At 70.4% G+C, this 25,823-nt stretch carries 24 protein-coding genes; 4 read left to right on the top strand and 20 right to left on the bottom strand.

Annotated features, from left to right (window positions below):
* Positions 1-141 precede the first annotated feature (141 nt).
* From QF027_RS25670 to QF027_RS25575, 20 genes are all read right to left on the bottom strand, one after another.
* Complete coding sequence (locus tag QF027_RS25670; protein WP_307077302.1) at positions 142-768, bottom strand: hypothetical protein; 627 nt, start codon at positions 766-768, stop codon at positions 142-144.
* A complete protein-coding gene (locus tag QF027_RS25665; protein ID WP_307077300.1) occupies positions 765-1,484 on the bottom strand; it encodes a hypothetical protein in 720 nt (239 codons plus the stop codon). Before QF027_RS25665 ends, QF027_RS25670 begins: the two co-directional genes overlap by 4 nt.
* Positions 1,481-2,767 (bottom strand): WXG100 family type VII secretion target, encoded by a 1,287-nt coding sequence (locus QF027_RS25660; protein WP_307077299.1) that lies wholly within the window; start codon positions 2,765-2,767, stop codon positions 1,481-1,483. The genes QF027_RS25665 and QF027_RS25660 overlap by 4 nt, the downstream gene beginning before the upstream one ends.
* A 3-nt stretch (positions 2,768-2,770) precedes the next feature.
* Positions 2,771-3,094 carry a hypothetical protein gene (locus QF027_RS25655; RefSeq protein WP_306978647.1) on the bottom strand — a complete coding sequence of 108 codons (324 nt, stop codon included), beginning with the start codon at positions 3,092-3,094 and terminating at the stop codon, positions 2,771-2,773.
* 364 nt (positions 3,095-3,458) lie between these two features.
* The gene (locus QF027_RS25650; RefSeq protein WP_306978648.1) at positions 3,459-3,635 is read right to left on the bottom strand and encodes a hypothetical protein; all 177 of its coding nucleotides are present in this window, start codon (positions 3,633-3,635) and stop codon (positions 3,459-3,461) included.
* Between the two features lie 109 nt (positions 3,636-3,744).
* Positions 3,745-4,320 (bottom strand): IS607 family transposase, encoded by a 576-nt coding sequence (locus QF027_RS25645; RefSeq protein ID WP_306986607.1) that lies wholly within the window; start codon positions 4,318-4,320, stop codon positions 3,745-3,747.
* Positions 4,321-4,401: 81 nt separating this feature from the next.
* Positions 4,402-5,184, bottom strand: a complete 783-nt coding sequence (locus QF027_RS25640) for a 4'-phosphopantetheinyl transferase family protein (RefSeq protein ID WP_307077296.1) — start codon at positions 5,182-5,184, stop codon at positions 4,402-4,404.
* The gene (locus tag QF027_RS25635; RefSeq protein ID WP_307077294.1) at positions 5,177-6,337 is read right to left on the bottom strand and encodes an acyl-CoA dehydrogenase family protein; all 1,161 of its coding nucleotides are present in this window, start codon (positions 6,335-6,337) and stop codon (positions 5,177-5,179) included. The genes QF027_RS25640 and QF027_RS25635 overlap by 8 nt, the downstream gene beginning before the upstream one ends.
* Positions 6,334-6,993, bottom strand: coding sequence for a hypothetical protein (locus QF027_RS25630; protein ID WP_307077292.1), 660 nt, complete (start codon positions 6,991-6,993; stop codon positions 6,334-6,336). Before QF027_RS25630 ends, QF027_RS25635 begins: the two co-directional genes overlap by 4 nt.
* Positions 6,990-7,892, bottom strand: a complete 903-nt coding sequence (locus QF027_RS25625) for a hypothetical protein (protein WP_307077290.1) — start codon at positions 7,890-7,892, stop codon at positions 6,990-6,992. Before QF027_RS25625 ends, QF027_RS25630 begins: the two co-directional genes overlap by 4 nt.
* A 6-nt stretch (positions 7,893-7,898) precedes the next feature.
* Complete coding sequence (locus QF027_RS25620; RefSeq protein ID WP_307077288.1) at positions 7,899-8,207, bottom strand: acyl carrier protein; 309 nt, start codon at positions 8,205-8,207, stop codon at positions 7,899-7,901.
* Between the two features lie 34 nt (positions 8,208-8,241).
* A complete protein-coding gene (locus tag QF027_RS25615; RefSeq protein WP_307077286.1) occupies positions 8,242-9,537 on the bottom strand; it encodes a type III PLP-dependent enzyme in 1,296 nt (431 codons plus the stop codon).
* Positions 9,534-10,931, bottom strand: coding sequence for a preATP grasp domain-containing protein (locus QF027_RS25610; RefSeq protein ID WP_307077283.1), 1,398 nt, complete (start codon positions 10,929-10,931; stop codon positions 9,534-9,536). Before QF027_RS25610 ends, QF027_RS25615 begins: the two co-directional genes overlap by 4 nt.
* Positions 10,932-10,948: 17 nt before the next feature.
* Positions 10,949-11,881 (bottom strand): 3-oxoacyl-[acyl-carrier-protein] synthase III C-terminal domain-containing protein, encoded by a 933-nt coding sequence (locus tag QF027_RS25605; RefSeq protein ID WP_307077281.1) that lies wholly within the window; start codon positions 11,879-11,881, stop codon positions 10,949-10,951.
* Positions 11,878-12,183 (bottom strand): acyl carrier protein, encoded by a 306-nt coding sequence (locus QF027_RS25600; RefSeq protein WP_307077279.1) that lies wholly within the window; start codon positions 12,181-12,183, stop codon positions 11,878-11,880. Before QF027_RS25600 ends, QF027_RS25605 begins: the two co-directional genes overlap by 4 nt.
* A 47-nt stretch (positions 12,184-12,230) precedes the next feature.
* Complete coding sequence (locus QF027_RS25595) at positions 12,231-13,985, bottom strand: acyl-CoA dehydrogenase (protein WP_307077277.1); 1,755 nt, start codon at positions 13,983-13,985, stop codon at positions 12,231-12,233.
* Positions 13,982-15,697 carry an acyl-CoA dehydrogenase family protein gene (locus QF027_RS25590; protein WP_307077275.1) on the bottom strand — a complete coding sequence of 572 codons (1,716 nt, stop codon included), beginning with the start codon at positions 15,695-15,697 and terminating at the stop codon, positions 13,982-13,984. The genes QF027_RS25595 and QF027_RS25590 overlap by 4 nt, the downstream gene beginning before the upstream one ends.
* Positions 15,698-15,983: 286 nt before the next feature.
* Positions 15,984-17,771, bottom strand: a complete 1,788-nt coding sequence (locus tag QF027_RS25585; protein ID WP_307077273.1) for a fatty acyl-AMP ligase — start codon at positions 17,769-17,771, stop codon at positions 15,984-15,986.
* A gap of 129 nt (positions 17,772-17,900) precedes the next feature.
* Complete coding sequence (locus tag QF027_RS25580; protein ID WP_307077271.1) at positions 17,901-19,193, bottom strand: alpha/beta hydrolase; 1,293 nt, start codon at positions 19,191-19,193, stop codon at positions 17,901-17,903.
* Positions 19,194-19,299: 106 nt separating this feature from the next.
* Positions 19,300-20,340 carry a LacI family DNA-binding transcriptional regulator gene (locus tag QF027_RS25575; RefSeq protein ID WP_307077269.1) on the bottom strand — a complete coding sequence of 347 codons (1,041 nt, stop codon included), beginning with the start codon at positions 20,338-20,340 and terminating at the stop codon, positions 19,300-19,302.
* A gap of 483 nt (positions 20,341-20,823) precedes the next feature.
* Between QF027_RS25575 and QF027_RS25570 the strand changes: the two genes are divergently transcribed.
* The 4 genes from QF027_RS25570 (at position 20,824) to arfA (ending at position 25,725) form a co-directional block, all read left to right on the top strand.
* Positions 20,824-22,179 carry an ABC transporter substrate-binding protein gene (locus tag QF027_RS25570; protein ID WP_306978663.1) on the top strand — a complete coding sequence of 452 codons (1,356 nt, stop codon included), beginning with the start codon at positions 20,824-20,826 and terminating at the stop codon, positions 22,177-22,179.
* Between the two features lie 94 nt (positions 22,180-22,273).
* Positions 22,274-23,269 (top strand): carbohydrate ABC transporter permease, encoded by a 996-nt coding sequence (locus QF027_RS25565; protein ID WP_306978664.1) that lies wholly within the window; start codon positions 22,274-22,276, stop codon positions 23,267-23,269.
* A complete protein-coding gene (locus QF027_RS25560; protein WP_306978665.1) occupies positions 23,266-24,168 on the top strand; it encodes a carbohydrate ABC transporter permease in 903 nt (300 codons plus the stop codon). Before QF027_RS25565 ends, QF027_RS25560 begins: the two co-directional genes overlap by 4 nt.
* Positions 24,169-24,219: 51 nt before the next feature.
* The gene (arfA, locus tag QF027_RS25555) at positions 24,220-25,725 is read left to right on the top strand and encodes an arabinosylfuranosidase ArfA (RefSeq protein WP_307077267.1); all 1,506 of its coding nucleotides are present in this window, start codon (positions 24,220-24,222) and stop codon (positions 25,723-25,725) included.
* The last annotated feature ends 98 nt before the right edge of the window (positions 25,726-25,823 follow it).

Raw genomic sequence — 25,823 nt, 5'->3', positions numbered from 1 at the left:
GCCCGGGCGGGGCCGCGGCCACAACGACCCGCTGCCCCGCCATGCTGGACCCCACTTCGTCCTGCCCGAGCTTCTGACGCCGGGCAGGACGCCGTCGCTTTCCGAGCTGCGCTCCGAGTGGACTGCGCTCCGAGTGGACTACTAACGACGAGCGGGACGCTTGATGCCTGCGCGCCCCGCCTTCTCGGTTCGCTCAGGTCCGGCGCTGTCGCGGTCCTCGTCCCTCGCGGCCCAGTCCCTGGGCTGGAGGAAGAGCAGCTCACCGCTGCCCGGCACGATGACCGCGCCGCCGAAGGGCTCGTCGCCCGCGAACCAGACACCGTCCGTGATGCCGGCAGGCCACCGACCACGCCCCAACGCGTGCTTCGCACGCAGGGTGAAGGGGGTGCCACCCTGATCTCCGAAGCGCAGGAAGAGCGTGTGGGTCGACTCCATGCCGTACTTCTCGACCGGGGTGCGGAATTCGAGCGGATAGGTCCGGAACACCTTCGAGCACTTCCGGGTCAAACTCAGACGGTCGGCAAGAAGGAACAGCGTCCAGACCGTGCCGAACATTCCGACAATGGCCACCGGCAGCAAATAGTCGAGGTGGAGCACGAACAGCTGGACCCACAGCAGCAGGAACACCGGGAAGAACTTGAGGAATTTCTTCAGTGCGACACCGTAGTGGTAGCGCACCGCGCCCCCGAAGTCCGTTCCGTCGGTCGCGTACGGCGCGGGCGGGGTGTCCGACACCAGATCATCTCTCCGCCGATCTCGCTCCGTCATCCGAACGGGCTCCTTTCTTCTGCCCCTTGGCCGGAATCCGAGAACGGCCCGGGCGCGTTGTCCACTTCGGCCGGGTCCGGTGCCGCCGGGTCGTCGAACGTCACCGTACGCGCGACGCCGAGCAGCACGCCGCGGTAGTCGTCGGCGAGCTCCACCGCCGGGCTGACCAGCTGCACGGTGATGATCGACGAGGTGCGAAGAACCGGGATGGCCACCGTGCCCTGCCAGACGGTCCCCTGAGCGGGCTCGTCCTGCCCCTCGGGGGGAGCGGTCGGCGCGAGCGTGGTCCGCTCCGTCTCCAGCACGTATCCGGTGCCCGTCGGCAGTTCTACGGGCACGATGCCGTTTTCCGAACCGGTCCCCGTCCCGCTGTCCCCCAGCATCTGGAGAAGGACGGCTTCAGGGTGTGCTCCCGAAGTCGGGACAGTGGAGACCGTGAGGACGGACAGCGTGGGCTCGCCGCGCTCGTCCGGGTGCATGCCGAGCGCGCACCCCATCACCGCCTGGCTCCGCAGCATCGTCAGGACGATGGCGTACAGCCGGAACACCTGGTCGGCGCGGTCCCGGACGTCATCGGGAAGTGCCTCGATCTGCCGGGCCACCTCCTGGATGCCGTCGGGTGACGGCTGAAGGTCCAGCTGGAGGTATCCGTAGGGCAGCCCGTACCAGAATTCGGGCTTCGGCTCGGCATCCACCGTGTCGAGCAATCCGTTCACAGGTGGACACCCCTCATCATTTCGGCGACGTCCGTCATGATGTCGGTCACGCCGCCCTTCAGACCTGTCGAGGCAGCCACACCCTTCGTGATCTCGGACGCGTCATGTCCGGGACCGTTCTTCGGGAACACGCCCAGGCTTTCCAGGGACGACGCCATGTTCGCCGCCACGTTGACGCCGTTGATGCCGTACTGGAGCGCTCCGGTCGCGGGTTCGGTCGCCACGTCGAGAGCCTTGAAGTTGAACGCGGGCACGATTTCCCTGCCGAACGCACCCAGCTTCGAGCCCACCGACAGGGCCTCGCCGCCCTCTCGTGCGACCGCCGCCGCGAGACCCGCCTCGCTGCCGGCCCTGGCGAGGGCGCCGACGCCGGGCACCATGCCGAGGCTGTCACCGGCCATGGCGGCCCAGGCGAACGCCCCTTCCTTGAAGCCGTACTCGCCCATCAGCGAGTCTCTGAAGTCCTCGCTCGCAAGGTTCTTGGCCATGGAGACCGCGCTCGCCGCGACCGCGATACCGGCGAAGACCGGGGCCAGCGGTGTGGGGAGCAGGGCCAGCAGTCCTGCGATGGCTCCGATGGTTCCGGCGTGCTCCACGAGGAATTCGCCGACTGCCTTGAGACCCTCACCGATGGCACTGAGGGCCTTGCTGAACCACCCCGGTTCCTTGGGGGCCAGCTTGTCGTCGGCCTCGTCGAGGCTGCGGGCGACGGCCTCGGCCGCGTCGGCGTGGGTGCCCTCCAGCTCCTTCGCCTTCGCGATGACGTCGTTGTAGGCGGTGTTGGCGTTGTTGAGGTGGGTGGTGGCCGCGTTCAGTTCGCGCTCGGCGGTCCGCAGGCGCTCCGTCGCGGCATCCGCCTCCGCCTGGCTGGGGTATTCCTTGCCGGCGAGCTTGAGGTCCGGGTTCCCCTTGGCCTGGTCGTAGCGGGTCCGGGCCTTTTCGACATCACCCTTGTTCTCGCGCGCGGCATCGTCGTACTTCTTGGCCAGGTCGCGGTGGGAGGTCAGATCGCCTTCCCATGTGCCCAGCGCCGCAGCGGCTTTGTCGAGCGAATGACCGGCGTTCATCATGGCGGTCTTGAGGTCGCCGTCCAGCGTGTCCCGGAACGCGCTCGCCGCGTCTCCCTGCCAGCTGGAGCTCGCCCCGAGCAGATATTCGATCTGCCGGTGGCAGTTGTTGAGTGTGTCGGCCGCGGACTTCACCTTGCGGTAGAGGGAGGTGACCTGCTCGGGAATTCCGGGTACCGGGTTCCAACCGAGGCTCGGATACGGATTGTTGCCCACAGACTACTTCCCCCCGGTATTCGCGGCGTGAGTCTCCTCCATCTTTTTGAGGGCCTTCGAGAGGTTCTCCTCAAACTGCCGGTAGCTCAACGCGGTTTTCTCCACGCCCTCGTCAACCGCTTTGATCATGTCCTTCAGCTGGCCCGTTCCGTACTTCCATCTGTTCTGGAAGGTCTCACACGCCTCGTCCAGCCGCGGAGTTCCGATCTGCTCGGCACTGACAGCGGAGAGCGCGGTGCGCGCTTCCTCCAGATCCGTGACGGACTGCTTCAACACCCGGCCAAAAGAGTCCAATTGACTCAGGTCGACCTTAAATTCCTCCGCCATGCGGCGACCCCCTTCTTCGACTGCGAGCCGGGCCCATGCCGCCGGCGCGCGTCATCAGACTAAAATACTGGCAAAGTCCGCGACGATGACACCGAGTCGAACAAGGCACACCTGCTTCTTCAGGTCCTTACAACTCGTCCACGGAGCGGGAGGGGGTGATGGTGGGGAACGGATCACACCGGTATCAGCTGCCCTGCAGAACCCTGGGCGCGCTACGCGGGCCGCCGTGTCCGCTCGCCGTAATGCACGCAGCATGACTCCTCGTCCGAGGCGTAGCGTTGACCGCCTGAACCCGCACCGATGAGAGGGCGCAAGCGTCCTGCGAGCAACCGCGCGGTCCTGCCAGGGACTGAGAGCCCGGTGTCTATACCTTGCTCGCGACCACCATGTAGTTCTCGGCCTCAAGATCGAACGTGCTCACTTCCGTCCGGAGTCCGACCCGGTGCAGCTCGACTTCGAGTTCCTCGTACCGGTAGGGCCAGCAGGACAGCAGTTCCGAGCGGACAAGAGTCCTTCGAAGCGAGCGAGCCCAGGTGCGCACCCACCAAGCGCAGAACCTTCTCATCCTCGGGCGTGAGCCCCTGAGCCGGCCACGTACCGCCACACCGGACGGGCCCAGAGCCACGAAAGGCGCGGCGATCGGGCGGAGGTCAGCCATGTTCGGCGGCTTCCAGTGCCTTGCGGGCGCGGTTCTTCGCCGACCTGCGCCCATACAGGCGGGCGCAGAACGAGGTCAGCACCTCGACCATGTCCCGCACCAGGTCGTCTTCGACCTCGCCGTCGTCCAGGACCAGCAGGCGACGGCCCGTCGCGGCCAAGGCGGCCTCGACAAGCTCGACGTTCATCCGGCCGAGCCGGTCCTTGTGCTCCACCGCCACGGTGGTCACGTTCGGGTCGGCCAGCAGACGCCGGGCCTTGGCACGGCAGCCGTTCATCCCGGAAGCGATCTCCGCCTCAACGCGAACGACTCGGTGACCGGCCTTCGCTGCCCATGCCGACAGCCGTGCGACCTGGCGTTCCAGATCGGTCTTCTGATCGTGCGAGGACACGCGGGCATACAGGCCCAGACCGCCGATGGCCTCGGGCGTGGTGTTCGCGTCGATGTTCACCAGGATCGTGCGTGGCCCGACCCGCTGAGCCGGTACCGGCAACGTTCCCTCACGGAACCAGCGATACGCAGTCTGCGGATGCACGCCCTGCGTCTTCGCCCATTCCGTCAGATTCACACTCTGCCAACGACACTCACTCATACATGGTTACGCTCACTTGCCCGACTTCGAGGACCAGCAGGTGAAGACCCCTCAGTTTCACGGGATGTATCGCCGAGGCGCCGCCACCTGTAGTTCGGTATGTCTGACCGAGATTCTGGGGGCCGCCGCCCCCGCGACGGCCAGCGCCGCCAGACAGCCGGCCGGTACCGGCAGATCGCACACCGACCAGGCGTCCGGGATCTGCCCGGACGGATCGCGGACGACGTAGATGTCGACGTCGGTGTCGGTGTCGGTGTCGGTGAGCACCGTCAGGCCCAGGCCCTGTGCGAGGCGCGCTCCGGCGGCCTTGACCACGGCCTCCTTGCGGGTCCACAGCCGCAGGAAGCGTTCGGCGCGTTCCGCGGGCCCGGCGGCCGCGGCCACGAAACGGGCGTCGGATGCGGGGAAGAAACGCTCGGCGAACCGCTCGACCGGCAGGCCCGGCCGCAGCCGGTCCACATCGACCCCGACCTCTCGGTGCAGGGTCACCGCCACCAGAGCGAGTTCGCCGGAGTGGGAGAGGTTGAACCGCAGTTCGGAGCTGCCCGCGAGCCGTGGTTTGCCATGACGTCCCCGCTCCAGGCGCAGTTCCTCGGGTGGAACATCGAGACAGCCGGCCAGAATCAGCCGCAGCGCTCCATGCGCGATGATGAAACGCCTGCGGTCGTTCTCGAAGCGACAGCGGTCGGCGCGCTCGGCCTCACCCGCCGACAGGATCCGGGACAGCGTCGCCACCGTGGCCGGCGGCCCGTTCAGCGGCACCGTCCAGACATTCACCTCGGGGGCGTCGATGTCGTCGCGCCGCCCCGGTCCCGTCGGCACCAGGCCGCCGTCAGTCACGGCGGAGATGCCCCTGGACCAGGCCGGTGAACAGGTTGAGCTTCTGGATGTTGCCGGTCCCCTCCATGAACTCCACACCACGGGCGTCCCGGGCGAGCTTGTCCAGCAGGGGATGGTCCAGTCGAGCGCCGGGGCCGAAGCAGCCGAGCGCTTCGAGTGTCGCCTCCTCGGCGAGGCGCGAGGCGCGTGCCTTCGCCGCCGACGCCAGGGAGCCGGCGGCCGGATCGTTGTCGTCCACGGCGATCGCCGACCGCCAGATGAGCTGCCGGAGCTCCGTCAGGCGCAGGCCGAGCCGGTCGAGCCGGTGACGTTCGGCCGTGTTCAGGGTGCGCCGGTTGGCCAGGACGTACTCGTACGCGGCCCGCGCGATGCCCAGACCGAACGCGGCGACGCCGGGGCGCAGGCGGTTCAGTCCCTGCACCGCGCTCCACATGCCCCGCTGGGTGGCCCGCAGATGCCTGCCGAGGACCTGGCCGGCGGGCACGCGTACGTCGTCGAGGGTGACGGCGGTGATGCGCAGGCCGCGCAGGCCGATGGTCTCCAGGGGCTCGGCGGTGAACCCGGCGGCCGAGGTCTCGGTGAGGACCGCGGTCACGCCGAGCGGCCCCGGACGGGTGCGGGCGAAGACGATGCCCAGGTCGGCGCGGGCCGCGTTGCCGATGTAGCGCTTGGCTCCCCGGAGCACGAAGTGGTCGTCGCCGTCCGGGGTCAGGGTGGTGTTCATCGCCCCCGCGTCCGAGCCGCGGTCCGGCTCGGTCAGCGCGAAGAAGGTCCAGGTGGGCTTCTCCATGATCCGGCTGTAGAACCACTTCTTCTGCTGCTCGTCACCCATGGCGTCGACCAGCACACCCGACATCACCGGCCCGGGCGCCGCGAGCAGCATGCCGGCGTCACCGACCGCCACCTCCTCGGCGAAGACGACCCGCTCCAGGGTCCCGGTGCCGTAGAAGGGACGCCCGTCGATGACCACCGGGTCGGGATTGAACTCGGGCGGCACCGTCATCCTCGTCAGGTACGACACGATGGCCACGTCCAGATGGCGGTGGATCGCGTCCGGGTCCTGGTCGAGTTCCAGGGCGAGGGGCTTGAGCTCCTGCGCCCACGCGCGGGCCTGGCGCTGGATCGCCCGTGTCCTGTCGTCCAGCTCGATCATGCCGCTCCCCCGTGCTCCCCTGCGCGGGCCGACCCGAAGTGGACGTCGGCGATCAGCTCGGACACCCGGGCGACCTGGCCCGGCCCGTCCGCCAGGAAGCTCACGGCGCCGAGCAACCGCAGCAGCATCCGGTCGGTCTCGGTGATCTGGGCGTTCAGGCCGGCCAGGACGTCGTCGTCGAGGTCGCCCGGCGTGGCTCCGGCGAGCATGGTCTCGATCTCCAGCTGCTCGATCACCGCCTCCGCGACGCCGCCCTTGACCATCTGCTGGTGGAGCAGCTTCGCGTCGCCGACGGTACGGCCGCCGAGATGGGCGAGCACCGCGTCGAGCAGCCGCTCGGAGAGGCCGAAGCGCAGGCAGGTCAGCCCCAGCGCCCATGCCGCCCGTTCCTGCCGAGGAGTCATGGACACGCCTGGTTCGGCCCGGCTCCGCAACGCGACGACGGTGCCCTCCTCCACCGTCAAGGTCGTCACGACGTCCCCGGCGTCGGCACCGGCGACGCCGACGGGCACCACCATGTGCCCGCCCGGACCGCGGGGCGGCCCGCCGTCGCCGACGGTCTCGCACAGCAGGGTCAACGCCCGGACGAGGCCGTCCTGTCGGGCGGTCCGCCGGTACCGGATCCATGCGTCGGCGGCGGCCGTACGGCCGGTCATGTCCCCTCCTCGAGATCCAGGGTGCTCATGCACAGGTACCGCAGCGTGCTGTCGTAGTCGGCGACGACCAGGCGGCGGGGCCCGGCTCCCTCGCACTCGGGGAGCACGTCGGCCAGGGCCGACCAGGGGCCGGTGCACGGACGGCCCGGCGGCGCGGGACGCACGTCGATGCCCGGCCCGAACCGTTCGGCGTCCAGGCCCTGGCCGGTGACGAGGGTGACGGGCCGGCCGGCGCCTTCCCCGTCGGGCTCGTTCAGCACCGCCTCGAGCGTCGAGCGGACCTCGTCCGGCGCGACACCGGCGAGTTGCCGCGTCACCGGCTCGCCCGCGCGGCCCTCGGGGCCGAAGAGCAGCGCCACCGCGCAGTCCTGAAGGGGCACGTCCCGCGCCCCCGTGGTGTCGTACAGGAAGGTCCGCTGATCGAGGAGGACGACCAGGGCGCGCCGGAAGGCGTCGGCGGCGGCGTACTCCGAGACCAGACGCAGGGCCGTGAACCCGGCGGCGGTCCCCTGGTCGGAGAGGTTGAAGGCCAGCGGGTCGCCGGGCAGTACGTCGGCCAGATGGCAGGACGGGGAGCGGCGCGGATCGGCGTCCGGGACGGTGTGGGCCACGAGCACCAGATCCAGGGGCTCCTGAAGCGGGGGCAGGTCCGCGAGCAGGTCCTGGGTCATCTCGAGGAAGGTGTTGCGCTCGCCCCGCTCCAGGAGCTCCGGGCGGAACTCCACCGGGTACGGGCGTACGAGGTCGGCCTGCATCTGGGCCAGGCTCGGCTCCACCGGATCGGGCAGGAAGGGCCTGCCGCCGGAGAAGGTCCTGCTGATCAGCCGCGACAGGCGCAGCGGTGCCCGCCGGGCGGGCGCCGGTGTGTCGACCGGTCCGGGAGACGTGGTGAGGTACATCGGCGGTCAGGCCCCGGCCTGCTGGTCGGCCTGTTCGGCGGCCTGCTCCTGGACGAACGTGGCCAGCGTCCCCACGGTCTTGAAGTGGTGCTGCTCGAGGATGTCGGTGTCGAACTCCATCTCGAGTTCCTCCTCTATCGTCATCAGCAGCTCCAGCACGGTCGTGGAGTCCAGGCCGAGTTCGTCGAACAACCGGCTGTCCTCACGGATCGTGTCGGGGTCGACCTTCATCGACTTGGCGAGCGAGCCGGTGATCGTGGCGACGGCCCGGCCGTACAGGTCGGCGGTGTCGGCGTCCGGTGTGGTGTGCTGCATCGTTCACCTCTCGTGTGTCGTGTGGTGCTGGGGGTCAGTGGGGGACGTCGGCCGCGTCGTGCGCCGTCGGGTCGTAGAGTCGCTGCCGCCGCAGGAGGTCCTCGGGACGGTCCCGTTCCCGGACCAGATGGCACCGCCCCTCGTGGACCAGCACCTCGGCCGGGTAGCCATGGCCGAGGAACAGCCCCGGCGAGGCGGTCGGGCCGTAGGCCCCGGAGCGGTGCACGCCGATTAGGTCGCCGGGCCGCACCGGCGGCAGCGGGACCTTCTTGCCGATCGTGTCGCCCGGGGTGCAGAGCGGCCCGGTGACGTTCCATTCCTCGGTCGGGAGTTCGTCGAGCCGGTTGAGCACCGCCATCGGGAAGTTGCGCTTGACGAACGAGCCGATGCCCACGGCCGCCATGTGGTGGTGGGTGCCGCCGTCGGCGACCGCGAAGCGCTCCCCCATCGAGGTCTTGGTGTAGCGGACGCCCATGACGTAGGTGCCGGCCTCGGCGGTGAGGTAGCGGCCCAGCTCCATGATCAGCCTGGTGCCGGGGTGCCGGGCCGTGAAGTCCTCGATGACGGGGTTGAGGCCGTCGGTCAGCACCTGGGCGTCCAGGTCGCTCTCGCCGTCGAAATAGGAGACGCCCAGGCCGCCACCCACGTCGACCATCCGCAAGTCGAGGCTCAGCGCGGCCGACAGCCGCTCGGCCAGGTCGAGGATGCGGGTGGTGTTCTCGACGATGACGGTCTCATGGAGAATCCGGGTGCCCATGTACACCTGCACCCCCATCAGGTCGACGTCGGGGAACCGTTTCACCAGGTCGGTCTGTCCGAACAACTCCCCCTCGTCGATGCCGAACTGGCGCGGCCTGCCGCCCATCGCCAGCCCGGAGCGCTTGACCGCGAAGCGCGGGTTGACGCGCAGCGCGACCGGCGCCCGCACGCCCCGCTCCCGGGCCAGCTCGTCGACGAGGGCCACCTCGGGAATCGACTCGCATACGACGGCGTAGATCCCGGTGTCCAGGCAGGCGGCCAGCTCCTGGCGGCTCTTGCCCGGGCCGAGGAAGATCACCTGCTGCGGTGGCACGCCGGCCCGGAGCGCGGTCGTCAGTTCCACCAGTGACGAGACCTCGGCCCGCGCGCCGAACGAGTGCAGCAGCGCGCAGATCGAGATGTTCGGGTTGGCCTTGAGCGAGTAGAAGATCTCCATGGCCGGGTGCAGCCGGTCGCGCAGCCCGTGGAACCGGTCCCGCAGCACGGTCCCGTCGTAGACGAACAACGGGGTGCCGTACCGCCGGGCCAGCTCGGACACCCGCACGCCCTGCACCTGGAACTCACGTGTCATCCTCGTTCCTCTCCCCTTGTGCCCTGCGCGAGAGCGGCCAGCCTGCGGCCGACCTCGTCGTCCAGTGCCGCCGTCCGGTCCGCCGAGTCGGCGACGACGACCCCGTGGAGACGCCCGGCGAACTCCGTCCCCGGGGCCCGTTCGCCGGGCGGCGCGGCCGCGTTGACGGTGGCGTGGTTGTTGATCAGCAGCCCGGAGCCCCGGGCGGGGTCGAACAACAGGTCCGCCAGGGCGCGGCGGAGCGACCCGAACGGCAGCGGCGCGCCGAGCCGCAGGGGATACCTGCGCACCAGCGCCGTGCTCCCGGACCCGATGAAGGCCTCCTGGATCGAGGCCTGGTACGTGGACATGTTGTGGCGCGCGTTGATCTCGACGATCGGGTAGAGACCACCGTCGGGATCGACCATCGCGTCGACGCCGACGACCCCGAAGTAGCCGTCGTCGGCCAGCCGCCCGCCCAGCAGCCCGGAGACCTCCGTCAGTTCGGCCGTCTGCCGCTCGGTGAGCCGCGCCGGGATCCGGTGGCCCAGGTGCACGCCGCCCTCGGTCAGGGCCTCCTTGACGAAGTCGACGTGCACGCGGCCGTCCCGGCCGACGGTGAACTGGTAGTTGAGGTCGGCGCGCTTGGCCACCCACTCCTCCACCACCAGGCCGACCCGGTCGTCGCCGGCCTTCCGGGCCCGGCTGCGGACCATGCGGTGCAGCCGGTCCAGGCGGCGTTCGTCCGCGACCACCTCGATGCCCTTGCCGGAGACCCCGAAGGCGTCCTTGAACACGACCCGGCGGCCGTCGGCGAGCAGCGCGCGGGCGGCCTCGACCGCCGCGTCGAGCTCGGCCAGGCTCGCGCAGGTCCAGCCGCGGGTCTGCCGGATGCCCAGCTCGCCGGCCAGCCGCCGGCTGTAGATCTTGCTGTTGACCGCCTTGCAGATCGCCGCCGGCGGGGCGGCCAGCGGGATCCCGGCCCGGTCGGCCAGCCGCTCCTCCAGCTCGCTGACCCCGTGCGCGCAGACGACGCCACCGCGCGCACCGAGTCTGCCCAGCTCGCGCAGCACCGGCCGGTCCTCCAGCGCGTCCTGGGTGACGGTGCTGCCCGGGTCCTGGCGCTCCACCACGAGCATCCCCGGCAGGTCGAAGCCGAGTTCCTCCAGATGGCCCAGGTAGTCGGGGTCGGGTTCGCCCTTCAGCACGACGTGGTCGCCCTTGCCCGCGAGCAGCAGGGCGAACTCGTCCATCCGGTTGACGATGACGCTGCCGGAGCCGAACGTCAGCCTCGGCAGCCCGGGTTCGCCGCGGGCCCACTGGTCCTCGACCTCGAAGTTGCCGAGGAACACCAGCTCCGCGTCACAGGTCCCGGTCAGGGCCGCCTTCAGGCGGCCGGTGAAATGCCCGGTCATCTCGCCCGTGCCCCCTTTCAGTGCTCGAAGACCATGGCCGCGAAGGTCGAGCCGAGACCGACCGTGGCGAGCAGATAGCGGTCCCCCGGGCGCAGCCGGCCGAGGTCGAGGGCCGTGCGGTAGTTGATGAAGGGGTCCGCGCAGAAGCAGTGTCCGGTGACCGGCACGTTGTCCAGGAAGATGCGCTCCAGCGGGAGCCCGAGATGTCTGGCGAGCCGCGCCCACGACAGCCGGTTGACGTTGTGCGGGAAGACCACGGCGATGTCGTCCAGTCCCAGGCCCGCCTTCGCGACGGCCGCCAGCATGACCTCGGCCAGCGCCTCGGTGTAGATCTGCTGGTATTCACCGGCCAGTTCGTCGTCGAGCGACAGGCACTCGTAGAAGCGGCCGTGGGTGCGGGCGGCGTAGCTCAGCATCCGGTCCCTGTCGTCGCGGATGCCGACGAGCACCGCGGCCGCGCCCTCGCTGTTGGCGGCCGTACCCGGCACCGTCTGTGCGGCCAGGGTGAAGGTCTTCTCGCCGGTGAGGACCAAGGCGAGCGCGTCCGGATCACCGTCGCTCGCCAGCAGCTTGCCGACCAGGTCCACCGCCAGCAGCCCCGAGGCGCAGGCGTGGTGGGTCACCGCGAACGCCGTGGCGTGTCCGAGCCCGAGCGCGTCACGCACCTCGTGCACGGGGTTGACCGGGTGGGGGACGACCACCGGCATGGTCCGCGCCTGGACCACGTACCGCACCCGCTCCTCCCTGCCGCGCAGTCCGTCGAGCTTGCCCGCGGCGGCCAGCAGCAGATCGGTGAGCGTGCCGCGGGGCTCGCGGCAGACCTCTGCCAGGCCGTAGAAGCGCCGGTACACCTTCATCTCCGCGGCACTGAGGCCCAGTTCGTCGCTCAGCTCGCCGATGGGTATGCGTGCCGACGGCAGGTGGGCCGCCACCTCCTCCAGCGACGTCATCGGCTCTCCCCCGACGGGGACGCCTGGGCGAGCGTCTCCTCCAGATGCCGCGCCAGGGCGTCGATCGTCGGGTGGTCCCAGGCCACCGTCGGCTCCAGAGCCAGGCCGAGGTGGTCCTCGATGTCGCCGCAGAGGATCAGCGCGTAGACCGAGTCGAGCCCGTACGTCGTCAGCGTGGCGGTGGGGTCGATGGCGGCGGCGTCGAGTTGGGCGTAGTGGCCGACCCGCGCGCGCAGCCAACTCCGCAGTTCGGTGTCCGGCGGGGGCGTCGGGGCCGATGGGGCCGGTTCGGGGCTGTTCATCCCATTCTCCTTGTCCTCAATGGCGGCGGCGTCATCAATGGGCGGCGCTATCCGGGCAGACGCCGGTTCGACAGGCCCAGCCCGCGGCGGTCGCGGTGCCGGGCGAGGACCTCCGCCGACAGTCGTTCGGTGATGTGCGGGGGCCGCTGCCCGGGGTCGCGGCCCACCCGTTCGGCGATCCGGCCCAGCGCCGCGACGGCCCAGAGAGGATCGCTGAGGAACGCGTCGCGCCGCCCCTGGTTGTGGAGCCAGACGTTCACGCAGGCGATCGCCGCGAGCACCGCGGCGTACCGCGCCGCCAGCCGCAGCGCCTCGGGCCGGGCGGCGACGGAGAGGTCGGCGGGGGTCAGGGCTGCGCATTCGCGTCGTAGGTCGGCCTGCTCGGCCGCGATGACGGAGACCAAGTGGCGCAGCTCGCCGTCCAGTTCGGGGGAGCCGAGGGCAGCCGAGAGCGAGGCGCTGAGGCTGTCACGCCCGCCCGAGCCGACCGACAGCCGCTCGAAGGGCAGCGGTGGCAGGTCCGCGCCGAGGCGGAACACCCCGGCGGGCGGCTGGGTGTCGTCCAGCCACCCCTTGCGGGCCAGCCGGGGCAGCTGAGGCAGCACCGTGCTGAGGCAGGCCACGCGTGCGGTGTGGCCGAAGCCCGCGGGCGCCAGGTCGCGCAGGTGCTTCTGGAAGATCCCGTAGCCGCCGTCGCGGAGGTAGAACTGAGCGCCCAGCACCCGCGACAGCGCCTCCATGGCGTCCATCAGGAGGGTGGCCACGAAGTACTTGGCGGCCGAGGCGTACAGGCTGGTCTCGCCGGGGAGCAGATGTACCGCGCGCGCGGTCACGGTGGCCAGGCAGTCGCAGATCAGCAGGTCGGTGAAGGCGTCGGCGAGGATCGAGCGGATGTACGGCATCTCGGCCAGCGACCGCCCGTACAGGACGCGCTCCTCCGTGAACCGGGCGGTGACCTCCAGGCCGGTCTCCAGGATGCCCGCGGTCATCGCCGGCAATGCGGTGCGGGTGACCTGGAAGGAGCGCAGCGCCATCTCCACGCCGAGCCCGGGTGCCCCCAGCACCGCGTCCGCCGGGATCGGGCAGTCCCGGAACTCCAGCCCGCCGAGCTGGACCCCGCGCATCCCCGCGCTGTGGAAGCGCGGCAGATGCACCGGCGCGCCCGCGGGCAGGTCCGCCTTCTCCACGAACAGTTGCGAGTGGCTGCGGCTGCCCGGAGCGGGCGAGGTGCGCGCGAAGAGCACCATGGCCTCGGCGCGCCGGGCATTGGCGATCACTTCCTTGCGCCCGTTGAGCCGTAGCCGCCCGTCGTCGCCCGGCAGCGCCGAGAACTCGGCCCGCGCGAAGTCGTTGCCGTGTGCCAGCTCGTGGTAGCCGGAGACGGCCCGGCCACCCGCCAGCAGCACGTCGGCCATCCGGCGGCGCTGCCGCTCGTCGCCCGCGGTCCAGACGTTGACCGCGGGGATGAGGCTGCCGGCTCCGTATCCGAGTCCCAGGCAGGGGTCGTGCCGGAAGACGACCCGCATCACCTCGATGAGGTGGTCGAGCCGGGTCAGCCGCCCGCCCAGTTCGGGCGGGACGAATGCGGCGTTCAACCCGTAGTCGTCCAGCAGCCGTTCGCCCGCGGCGAGCATCTCGCCCGCCTCGTCGGCCGCCAGCACCGCGGCGTGGCCGGTCGGATTGCCCGGATCCCAGGGGTCGCCGAACCGGCGTTCGAGGTCGGCGACGGAGGCGGCCGCAGGATCGTCTTCCGGCCGCGCGATGCCCGAGCGGGCGTCGCGCGACCCGGTCCTGTCGATCACGAGGTGACCACCGAGGTCGGAGGGGCGCTGGGACGGCCGGCCGTACGTGCGTCGAGGAGCCGGTCGAACACCTCGCCGTCGGTCGGCCGTCCCGGCGGGCGCAGCGACCGCAGCACGTAGGTGAGGACGGCCTCCAGCCACAGCGGGTCCTCGCCGGGCGTGCGGTTGTGCAGCCACACCCTCAGGGCGGCCGCACCCGCGAAGCAGTCCTCGTAGCGGCGCGCAAGCGCGAAGGCCTCCGGCTGCGCGTACTGGGAGGCGGGCGGGCTCTGCGCCAGCTCGCGGTGGAGCCGGTCGCAGCTGTCGGTGAGTTCCTCGGCGAGTTCGGCCACGCGAGCGGGCGCCCGACCCGCGGACGCCGGCGCACGCAGTTCGCCGCTCGCGGTGTGCAGGCTCTGCGTGAGACTGCACCCGCCGCGCGCCAGCAGGCTCAGCCGATCGAGCCGGGCCGGGGGCGGCGGGGCCGACAGGTCGGCGGTACGGCGTACGGCGTCTTCGTCGGCGGTGCCCTCCTGATGGCCGCGGACCAGCAGCGGAAAGTGGTTGATCAGGACGTGCTGGTTGACGAAGGTGCTCCCGTCGAAGATGCCGACCACCCGGTGGTCGCGTTCCAGCTTCTGGAACGCGCCGTGCTCGTGGACCTCGGTGAGGAAGGCGCGGGCGCCCAGCAGCTCGCCGCAGGCGGCGATCAGCTCGTCGGCGCGGGTCGGGACGTACGACTTGGCCACCGCGGAGATGACGGTCATCTCCTGCGGCAGGGTGTGCACGCTGCGCGCCGCCAGCACGCTCACGATCTCGGCGGCGTGAAGCGCGGCGTACGCCTCTCCGAGCACGCGGCGTACGTGCGGCAGGTCGATCAGCCGACGGCCGTAGAGCTCGCGTCGCGCGGCGAACTCCTCGGCCAGCCGCACCGCCTGGTCGGCGGCGCCCAGCGACAGGGCCGTGCAGGCGGTCCGGGTGAGCTGCAACGCCTTGAGCACGATCTCCAGACCGGCGCCCTGCTCGCCGATCAGCGCGTCGGCCGGGAACGGGCAGTCCTCCAGCGTGATCCCGCTGATGTCGGCGCCCCGGATGCCGTGCGTGGGCACCTTGGGCAGGGGCCGCCAGCGGTCCGCCGGGAGGCGCCGTTTGTCGGCCAGCAGCAGGCTGAAGCCGCGCGGCCCGCCCTCCGGCCGGGTGCGCACGAGAAGGCAGAGCAGCGTGCCTCGGGTGGCATTGTTGATCAGCCATTTCTCGCCGTTCACGCGGAATCCGCCGGGCTCCGGCGTGGCGGCCGTCTCGCCGGCGAGCAGGTCACTGCCGTGGCCGCGCTCGGTCAGTCCCCATGACACCGGTGCCCCGGCGATGATGTCGGCGCCGAGCTCGCGCGCCTGCTCCGCGCGGCCCGCCAGCCACATGCAGACGCCCCCGAGAAACGTTTTGCCGTGCCCGATCGCGACCGTCAGGTCGCGGCGCGCCACCGCCCGCAGCGCCGCGACGAGCTCGTCGTAGCGGGTCAGCGCCCCGCCGAACTCGGCCGGCACGTACAGGCGCGGCAGCCCCATCCGGTCGAGCTCCCGACAGATGTCGACGGGGAACGACTCACCCCGGTCCAGCTCGGCGCTGCGGGCGTAGGAGAGGAGCGCCGCGGGGTCGGCGGGATCGCCGAGTGCCCGGTCGAAGCCGCCGAGGTCGACCCGGCCGGTGTCGATCAGCAGGTCGGTGGCGTTCACGAGACGTCACCGCCCCCGTCGAAGCCGGCGAGGCGAACACGGCCCATGTCGATCAACAGGTCGGTCACCGTCATGAGGCATCGCCACCCGCGACGAAGCCGGCGAGGCGAACACGGCCCGCGGCGATCAGCCGCTCGATGACCGTCACGAGGCGCCACCGCCCCCATCGGAACCGCCGAGGCCGACCCTGCCGGTGTCGATCAGCCGCTCGGTGACTTTCACCAGACGTCACCGCCCACGTCGGAACCGCCGAGGCGAACCTGGCGGGTAGCGATCAACAGGTCGGTCACCGCCACGAGGCATCACCGCCCGCCGCGTCGTCCAGCCGGGCGCGGACGCCCGGCGACAGTTCAGCGTGGAGGATCGGAAGCTCGCCGCCGAGGAACCGTCGGCGCAGCAGCCGCCGCTGGATCTTGCCGCTGGTGGTCCGCGCCACCGTGCCGGGAGGCACGAGTACGACGTTGTGGGCGGGCACCCCGACGTCGCGGGTGAGGCGGTCGCGGACACGCGCGGCGACGTGGGCCAGCTCGTCCGGCGGGATCCGGTCGGCCCGGCACTCGCGGACCACCACGACCTCCTCCTCGGGCACCGGGACGGAGAAGGCCGCCCCGACCCCGCGTTCCAGGGCCGGGTGGGCTTCCCGCGTCGCCGCCTCCAGGTCCTGCGGGTAGAGGTTGCGGCCGCGGACGATGATCAGCTCCTTGCTGCGGCCCGTGACGTACAGCTCGCCCTCGTGCAGGATCCCCAGATCCCCGGTGCGAAGGAAGCCGCTCTCCCCGTCGGGTGTGACGGCGTCGAAGACGCGCCGGGTCTCGGCGGGCCGTCCCCAGTAGCCCCGGGCGACGTTCGGTCCGCGCACCCAGATCTCGCCGACCCGGCCGTCCGGCAGCGTCATGCCCGCCTCGGCGTCGATGATCCGGATGTCGAGGTGCTCGGCGGGGCCGCTGCTGACGATGCGGTGCGCGGGTGTGCCGGGGGCCGGGGACAGCAGCTCACCGCGCTCGAACGCGGCGGCGTCCACCTCGGTGATCACGGCGCGGCGGGCAGGCCGGTCGCCGGAGACGACCAGGGTCGTCTCGGCCATGCCGTAGCCGGGGAGCATCGCCTCGGGACGCAGCCCGGCGGCGGCGAACCGCCGGGTGAACGCCTCGACGGTGGCTGCCTGGACGGGCTCGGCGCCGTTCACCGCGCACCGCCAGCGCGAGAGGTCCAGCCGGGCCAACTGCTCGTCGGTGATCCGCTGGAGGCACAGGTCGTAGGCGAAGTTCGGAGCGGGAGAGAAGTCGATGCCGTGCCGGTCGATCAGCGTCAGCCACGTGTGCGGGCGCTTGAGGAAGGCCGTCGGCGGCATCAGCACGCTGCGACCGCCCAGGACGAGCGGTGTGAGCAGCAGCCCGATCAGGCCGAAGTCGTGGTAGAGCGGCAGCCAGCCGCCCACCGGCCGGTCGGCGCTCATGTCGGCGATCGCCGCGAGGATCCGGGCGTTGGCCAGCAGGTTGGCGTGGTCGACCATGACGCCCTTCGGGTCGTCGGTGGACCCTGAGGTGTACTGGAGGAAGGCCAGCGCATGCGGGTCGGCCAGGGGCGGCCGCCACCGGTGCGCCGCGGGCAGCTCGTCCGCGGCTTCGGCGCAGTGGGGCGCGAGCACGCTCACGCCCGCGAGGTCCTGTTCCTTGGTCCAGGACACGAGCACTTCCAGGTCCGTGCCGTCGGCCAGGGCCCCGGCCGCTCCCGCGTCCCGGGCGATCGCGGCGAGCCGGTCGGCCTGCCGCCCCGGACGGCCGTCGGGCGGCGGCGCGGGCACCGGGACCAGGCCCGCGTACATGCAGCCCAGGAGGGATCGTGCGAACCCCGGCCCGGAGGGATGCAGGATGAGCAGCCGGTCACCGGCGGAGAACCGATCCTGCAACAGCGCGGCGACCTGGCGGGCGGACCGGTCGAGTTCCCCGTACGTCATGGTCTCGTCGGCCTCGGCGCGGAGCGGATCCGCACTGAAGATCAGGGCGGTCCGGTCACCGTGCTGCGCCGCCCTCGCACACATGAGTTCGACGAAGCTTCTGTGCTCGTGCTCCATCGCCCCACCCTAAACGGCACTCTGGCGCCGCCGGATGAGTAATTGGCAAGAGTTGTAGGTGAGTTGAGGCTCGGACCACTTCGCCGGACGCCGGATCCACTACGCCGTCCCGTCGGGCCGACGGAGCCTTCACCTGCGGGTCGTGGCGGTGGGCGTGGGCTCCGGGCCGTCGGCGCGCAGAGGGTCGGGACCGGGCCTCGGGGGGTCGGCGACCACTGGCCCCTTCGTGTGGTGACGGGGCACGACGTCCTGAGGGAACGTCAGCTGCTGGTTCATCCACTTCAGGGCGGGGGGCATCTCCTGAACCCAGGTCGGGAAGTTGTGGCTGCCGTGCTCGGGCAGGATCGACGCGACACGCATGGGTGCCTTCACTGCCCTGATGAAGGCCTGCGTCTGCGGATAACCGCGCTCGCCGTGCTTGCTCTCGGCCACCAGGACGGAGACCTGGGGGACGGGCAGGTGCTTGAGCCGCCACATCAAGTCGTGACCGTTCATCCGCTCGGTGCGGTCCGGTCCGCTCCCGAAGAGACTGCCGGTCGTCGGGTCGTCCTTGACCCTGTAGTCGGGCGACAGCGCGGCGGCCGTCGTATACACGTGCGGATCGCGCATCGTCAGCTGGAGGGCGCAGCTGCCACCGGAGGAGTAACCCATGACACCCCAGGCACTGGCGTCGTGGCCCACCCGGTAGGCGGACTTCAGGGCGTCGGGGAGATCCTTGGCCAGGAAGGTCTCGGTCTGCGGGCCGCCCGGTACGTTCACGCACTCGGTGTCGCGCGGCGGGGCGATCGTCGGCCGGATCATCACCATGACGGTCGGCTGCATCCGACCGCTCTTCTGCAGTTCACCGGCGGTCTGTGACACCCGCAGATGCTGTGCGAGGTTGAAGATGCTGCCCGGGTAGCCGCTGAGCGCGACGATCACCGGGAAGCGCTGGCGCTGGTACGCCTTCTGGAAGTACTGCGGCGGCAGGTAGACGAACGCCGGGTCGACCACGCCCGTGCGGCGGCCGATGACCTTCACGGACTCCACTCGCCCGTTCACCGCGGCGGGGCCGGTGGGCAGTCCGCTGACCCGGCTCAGCTGCTCGTCGTCGGCGGGCTGCACCAGTGCCCCTTTCACGGCGACGTCGTTCACCGTGCCCGTGCCGCCGTCGTCGTCCCCCGCCTGTGTCACTCCGACGGGGGCCGTCTCGACACGGCCGAAGAGCTCGCCCCACGATCCGAAGAACTGGTAGGAGGAGTTCAACCAGCACGCGAACGCCGCGATCATCACCACCTGGGTCGTCCCGACGGCCAGCAGGCGTCCGAGCACCTGCCACAGTCCCTGCCGGGCGAACCGTGGCCACGACCAGACCAGCAGTCCCACACACACGGCGGCGAGGGCCGCCATCACATACACGGTCGTCTCGCTGGTCAGACCCATCCGGTTGATCCCCGATTTCCCTACCTGTGCGGTTTCCTTCACACAGCAGGAGGGGTGTGGAATCCTCCGCGTTCCCCAATTAGTGCAAATGGGGTGATGAAACCGCTCACTCGGCCGCGCCCGTCGCCTGCCGCCCCATGGTGCTCGCCCGGGGGACGAGCCGGTGCGGGGCCCGGATCTCCATGCCGGGGACAGGAGTCGAGCTGCCGATCCGCTTGAGCAGCCGCTCCACGGCCGTCTCGGCGATCATCTTCTTGTCCGGCGAGACCGTCGTGACGGGTGGGTTCGAGTAGCGGGCGTCCTCGATGTCGTCGTAGCCGACGACGGCGACGTCCTCGGGGACGCGCAGCCCGCGAGCGGCCAGCGTGTGCAGGGCGCCCAGGGCCACCAGGTCGCTGTAGCAGAAGACCGCGTCGGGCGGTTCCGCCAGATCGAGCAGGTGGGCCATGGCGCTCGCGCCGTCGGAGCGGTTGAAGCGCGGAGTGGAGATGACGAGTTCCTCGCGGACCGGTATGCCGGCCCGCTCGTGGGCCAACCGGTAGCCCTGGGTGCGCAGTTGGGCGGCCTCACCGGTGCGGTAGGGCTGGTCGCCGATCGCGGCGACGCGGCGCCGGCCGAGGCCGAGCAGATGCTCCGTGGCCTCCCGGGAGGCGGTGACGTCGTCGATGCCGATGTGGTCGAACCCGCCGTCGCTGACCCGCTCTCCGAGCACGACCAGCGGGAGGTCCGCGTCGCGCTCGCCCAGGTCGGACTGGGCCAGCCCCAGCGGGCTGAAGATGACGCCGTCGAACAGCAGCTGCTGGGAGCGGCGGCTGAGGAACAGCTTCTCGTGCTCCGCGTCGCCGTCGGTCTGGTCGATCAGGACGTTGTACCCCTGCACCCGGGCCGCCCGGATGATGCCCTGCGCCAGCTCGGCGAAGTAGGGCGTGTCCAGATACGGCACCACCACCGCGATCTGCCCCGACCGGCCGGAGGCGAGATTGCGGGCCAGGACGTTCGGCTGGTAGCCGAGCTCGTCGACCGCCTTCTGCACCCGGGCCCGCATGGCCTCGGAGACCGGTGCGTAGCCGTTGACCACGTTGGACACGGTCCGGCTGGAGACGCCGGCGAGCGCCGCGACGTCGCGGAGTGTGACGCCTCTACCCATATGTCACCTTCGTCCCGGATGACGGTTTCAGCGCTGAAAAGTTTCTTCCCGGTTACCTCTTGCAGCGCGGCAAGTTCTCGGTTAACACTTTTGCAGCGCTGCAGAGCGTAGCAGAAGGGGGCCTGATCCAGTCGGGTCGGGAACCCAGGGACCGTGACGTCACCGCGTCGCGGACCGGACAGTAGGAGCCGCAGTGGGAACAGCCACCACGCACGGGCCGGGAGCCGCACCGGCCACGACAGGGCTTCACTCTTTACTCGTGGTGGTCTGACAGCGCCCCTGCGCTGATCACCGAGCTCACTCTCACCTTCACCGACGTCATGTAGCGCCCACCCTTCCGCGCCCGTTGACGTTCGTCCCCTCACCGAGCCGCAGTGCCCGCATGCCCTCGGCCCGTCCCCGCCGTACCCCCCGTCGGTCCGGCGTACCTCCGCCCTGCCTCCCTCGCCCCTGCCCTCAGGCACCACACCCAGGAGATTGCTCATGTCCTCCACCAGAAGGCCCAAGTCCCGTTCGCTGCGGCGGACCGCGGTCGCGGCGACCTCCGCCGCCCTCGCCGGCGTGCTCCTCGCGGCCTGCGGGTCGGGCGGCGGCAGCGGGAGCGGCACCACGGGCAGCGGCCCGGTGCACATCAAGGTGTGGGCCTGGTACCCGCAGTTCAAGCAGGTCGTGGCCGAGTTCAACAAGACCCACAAGGACGTCCAGGTCGACTGGGTGCAGGCGGGCGTCGGCCAGGACGAGTACACCAAGCTGAAGACCGCGCTCAAGGCGGGCCAGGGCGCCCCCGACGTCGTCATGCTGGAGTTCCAGGAGCTGCCCACCATCCAGCTCACCAAGGGCCTGCTCGACATGGGCAAGTACGGCGCGAACGCGGACAAGGGCAACTACGTCGACTGGGCCTGGAAGCAGTCCTCCGACGGCGACCACGTCTACGCGATCCCGGTCGACGGCGGCCCGATGGCGATGATGTACCGCGCCGACCTCTTCAAGAAGTACGACCTGAAGGTGCCGACCACCTGGGCGGAGTACAAGGAGGAGGCCGCCAAGCTGCACAAGGCCGACCCCAACGCGTACATGACCGACTTCGGCAGCGACGAGACGGCCGCCGGCTGGCGCCAGGGCCTGACGTGGCAGGCCGGCTCCCGCCCCTACACCTACTCGGCGAGCAAGCTGCCGGACATCGGGGTCAAGCTCAACGACGACAACGCCAAGAAGGTGTACGAATACTGGGGCGACCTGGTCAAGAACAAGCTGGTCGACACCCAGTCGTACGCCACCACGGACTTCTACAACGGCCTCAGCACCGGCAAGTACGCCACCTACATCGCGGCCGGCTGGGGTCCGGGCTACCTCTCCAGCGTCGCCAAGAAGACCGCGGGCAAGTGGCGCGTGGCCCCGCTGCCGCAGTGGACGGCGGGCGGCAACGCCCAGGGCGACTGGGGCGGTTCCAGTTTCGCGGTGACCTCGCAGACCCAGCACCCCAAGGAGGCCACCGAGGTCGCCCGGGAGCTCTTCGGCACCTCCGAGGCCGCCTGGAAGATCGGCATCGACCAGGCCTACCTCTTCCCGCTGGTCAAGCCGATCCTCAACGGGGCGTACTTCGGGGACAAGAAGTACGACTTCTTCGGCGGCCAGCAGATCAACAAGGTCTTCGTGCCCGCCGCGAACGGCATCGGGACCTTCGACTGGAGCCCGTTCCAGGACTTCGCCTACAACACCGACACCGGTGAGGTGGGCAAGGCCCTTCAGGGCCAGACCGCCTGGTCCTCCGTGAACGACAACGTCCAGGACCAGGTGAGCTCCTACGCGTCCAAGCAGGGATTCAAGGTCAGCAAGTAACCGGCCCGAGTCCCCGACTCCCACTGCCCCCGTCGGCGCCCGCGCGTCGCACCGCCCGCCGGCGGGGGCTCCGTAAGACGCGCAAGGAGATGTGATGAGCCTGCTCCGACAGCAGGGACCCGCGACGGCCGCGCCCCCGAGTACCGTCCGCACAAAGGGACTTCGCTCCCCCGTGACCGGTGCGGGCACGGGCCGCCGGAACGGACGGCAGTCCGCCCACACCCGCCACCAGGCCATGGGCCTGCTGCTGATCACCCCGTTCGGCCTGCTCTTCGCGGCCTTCCTGGTGGCACCACTGGCGTACGCCTTCTGGCTGAGCCTGAGGACCTCCACCCTGGTCGGCGGTGACCACTTCAGCTGGTTCGCCAACTACCAGCAGACCTTCACCGACCCGCACTTCCTGGCCGGTGTGCGGCGCGTGGCGGTCTTCGGGCTGGTGCAGATCCCGGTCATGCTGGGGCTCGCGCTGCTCGGCGCCCTCATCATCGACGAGGTCTCCAGCCGCCTCGCCAAGGTCTTCCGGATGACGCTGTTCATGCCGTACGCCGTCCCCGCGGTGATCGGCGCCCTGATGTGGGGCTTCCTCTACAGCCCCACCTTCGGCCCGGTGAACTCCCTCAGCCACGCCCTGGGCACGGGCAAGGTCGACCTGCTCGGCCACAGCCTGATGCTGACCTCGCTCGGCAACATCGTGACCTGGCAGTGGACCGGCTACAACATGATCGTCCTGTACGCGGCCTTGCAGGGGCTGCCCCGCGAGGTCTACGAGGCGGCCAAGCTCGACGGCGCCGGCCAGATCCAGACGGCCCTGCGCATCAAGATCCCGATGATCTCCTCGGCCATGGTGCTCACGCTGATGTTCACCATCATCGGCACCCTTCAGTTCTTCACCGAGCCGCGGGTGCTGGAGCCGACGGCGTCCTCGGTGATCACCCCGGACTACACGCCCAACCTCTACGCCTACAACCTCGCCTTCCAGTACTCGGAGTTCAACTACTCCGCCGCCATCTCCTTCTCCCTCGGAGCGGTGGTCTTCATCGGCTCCTACCTCTTCCTGTTCGCCGCGCGCAAAAGGAGCGGACTGAAGTGACCACCGCCGCTGCCCCCGTCCCCGCCGTCGCCGTCCCGGCGCCCCGCCGTACGTCCTCCACGAGAGGGCGCGTCACCGTCAACGCGGTGATGGTGGCGATGATCCTGTACTTCCTGATGCCGTTCTGGTGGCTGGTCGTCGCCGCCACCAAGGACAACGACGCGCTGTTCTCCACCGCGGCCCTGTGGTTCCACTCGCCGGGTGCCTTCTTCGGCAACCTGCGGCAGCTGTTCACCTACAACGACGGCGAGTACCTGCGCTGGATGGGCAACACCGCCGTCTACGCGGGCGTCAGCGGTGTCGGCGCCACCGCCGTGGCCACCTTCGCGGGGTACGCGTTCGCCAAGTACCGCTTCCCCGGCCGCAACCTGCTCTTCTCCAGCCTGCTGGGCGCCATCATGGTCCCGGCGACCGCGCTGGCCATCCCCACCTATCTGCTGCTGAGCAAGGTGGCGCTGACCAACACGATGTGGGCGGTCATCCTGCCCTCGCTCCTCAACCCGTTCGGCGTGTACCTGGTGCGGGTGTACGTGCAGGAGTCGCTGCCGGACGAACTCCTCGAGGCGGCCCGGGTCGACGGGGCCGGTGAGCTGCGGGTGCTGTTCAACGTGGCGCTGCCGACGCTGAAGCCCGCGCTCGTGACCGTGCTGCTGTTCTCCATGGTCGGCACCTGGAACAACTTCTTCCTGCCGCTGGTGATGCTCAACAACGACAAGCTGTTCCCGCTGACCGTCGGCCTGCAGTCCTGGTACCAGGGCGCGCTGGTCCAGTCCGGCGCCAACACGCTGTTCACGCTCGTCATCGCGGGTTCTCTCGTGGCGGTCCTCCCCCTGATCGTCGCCTTCCTCCTCCTCCAGCGGTACTGGCGCGGCGGTCTGACCGTCGGAAGCCTCAAGTAAGTCCAGCCGCCCAGTCCCCTCCCGTTCTGCGCACCTCCCGGAGCGACCTTCATGCTGCACGCCTCCCTGACCGTCGACCCCGCCTTCCGCGTCGCCGACGTCAATCCCCGTACCTTCGGCTCGTTCGTCGAGCACATGGGCCGCTGCGTCTACACCGGCATCTACGAGCCCGGCCACTCGTCCGCCGACGAGGACGGCCTGCGCCGTGACGTCCTGGACCTGGTGCGCGAGCTGGGTGTGACCGCCGTGCGCTATCCCGGCGGCAACTTCGTCTCCGGCTTCCGCTGGGAGGACAGCGTCGGCCCGGTCGCCGACCGCCCCACCCGCCTGGACCTCGCCTGGCACAGCACCGAGACCAACGCCTTCGGCCTGCACGAGTTCCAGCGCTGGGCCGAGAAGGCCGGCGTCGAGCCGATGATGGCCGTCAACCTCGGCACCCGCGGCGTCGCCGAGGCCCTGGACCTGCTGGAGTACTGCAACCACCCGGGCGGGACCGCCTGGTCCGACCAGCGGATCAAGAACGGCGCCCGTGACCCGTTCGGCATCCGCATGTGGTGCCTGGGCAACGAGATGGACGGCCCCTGGCAGACCGGCCACAAGACCGCCCAGGAGTACGGCCGGATCGCCGCCGAGACCGCCCGGGCCATGCGCATGGTCGATCCCGGCCTCGAGCTGGTGGCCTGCGGCAGTTCGAGCTCCTCGATGCCGACCTTCGGCGCCTGGGAGGCCACCGTCCTGGAAGAGGCCTACGACCAGGTCGACTACATCTCCTGCCACGCCTACTACGAGGAACTCGACGGCGACCTCGGCAGCTTCCTGGCCTCCGGGGTCGACATGGACCACTTCGTCGAGTCGGTGGTCGCCACCGCCGACCACATCCGGGCGAAGCTGGGTCGGAAGAAGCGGATCAACCTCTCCTTCGACGAGTGGAACGTCTGGTACAACACCCGTTTCGAGGCGCGGGACAAGCCCACCGACTGGGCCGTGGCGCCACGGGTGATCGAGGACGAGTACAACGTCGCCGACGCCGTCGTGGTCGGAGGCCTGCTCATCAGCCTGCTGCGCAACAGCGACCGGGTCACCGCCGCCTGCCTCGCCCAGCTCGTCAACGTCATCGCCCCCATCCGCAGCGAACCCGGCGGCCCGAGCTGGCGGCAGACCACCTTCCACCCCTTCGCCCAGGCGGCCCGGCACGCCCGCGGCACGGTCCTGCGGGTCGAGCCGGTCGCGCCGACGTATGAGACGAAACGTTTCGGCGATGTCTCCGTCGTGGATGCCGTGGCCACCCACGACGGCGACGAGCTCACCGTCTTCGCCATCAACCGGCACCAGAGCGACAACGTCGAACTCGCCCTGGACCTCAGGGCTTTCGCCGGGTACACCCCGGTGGAGCACGCGGTGCTGAGCGACCCCGACGTGCGCGCCACCAACACCCAGGACGACCCCGACCGGGTCCGCCCCTACGCCGCCGACACCGGTTCGGTCACCGACGGCCGCCTCACCGTGAGCCTGCCGCCCGTCTCCTGGAACGTCGTCCGGCTGCGCCGCGCCGGCTGACCACTCCCCCTCAGACACCCGCCGCTCCCGTCTCCCCCCGTTTTCCCCGGGAGCGGCGGGCCCCGCACCATCCCCTCTTCCCGGACATCCCTTGGGAG

The organism is Streptomyces canus, assembly GCF_030816965.1.
Classification (GTDB): Bacteria; Actinomycetota; Actinomycetes; order Streptomycetales; family Streptomycetaceae; genus Streptomyces; species Streptomyces canus_E.
The sequence above is the reverse complement of the archived record's forward strand: the minus strand, read 5'-3'. Positions and strand labels throughout refer to the sequence as shown.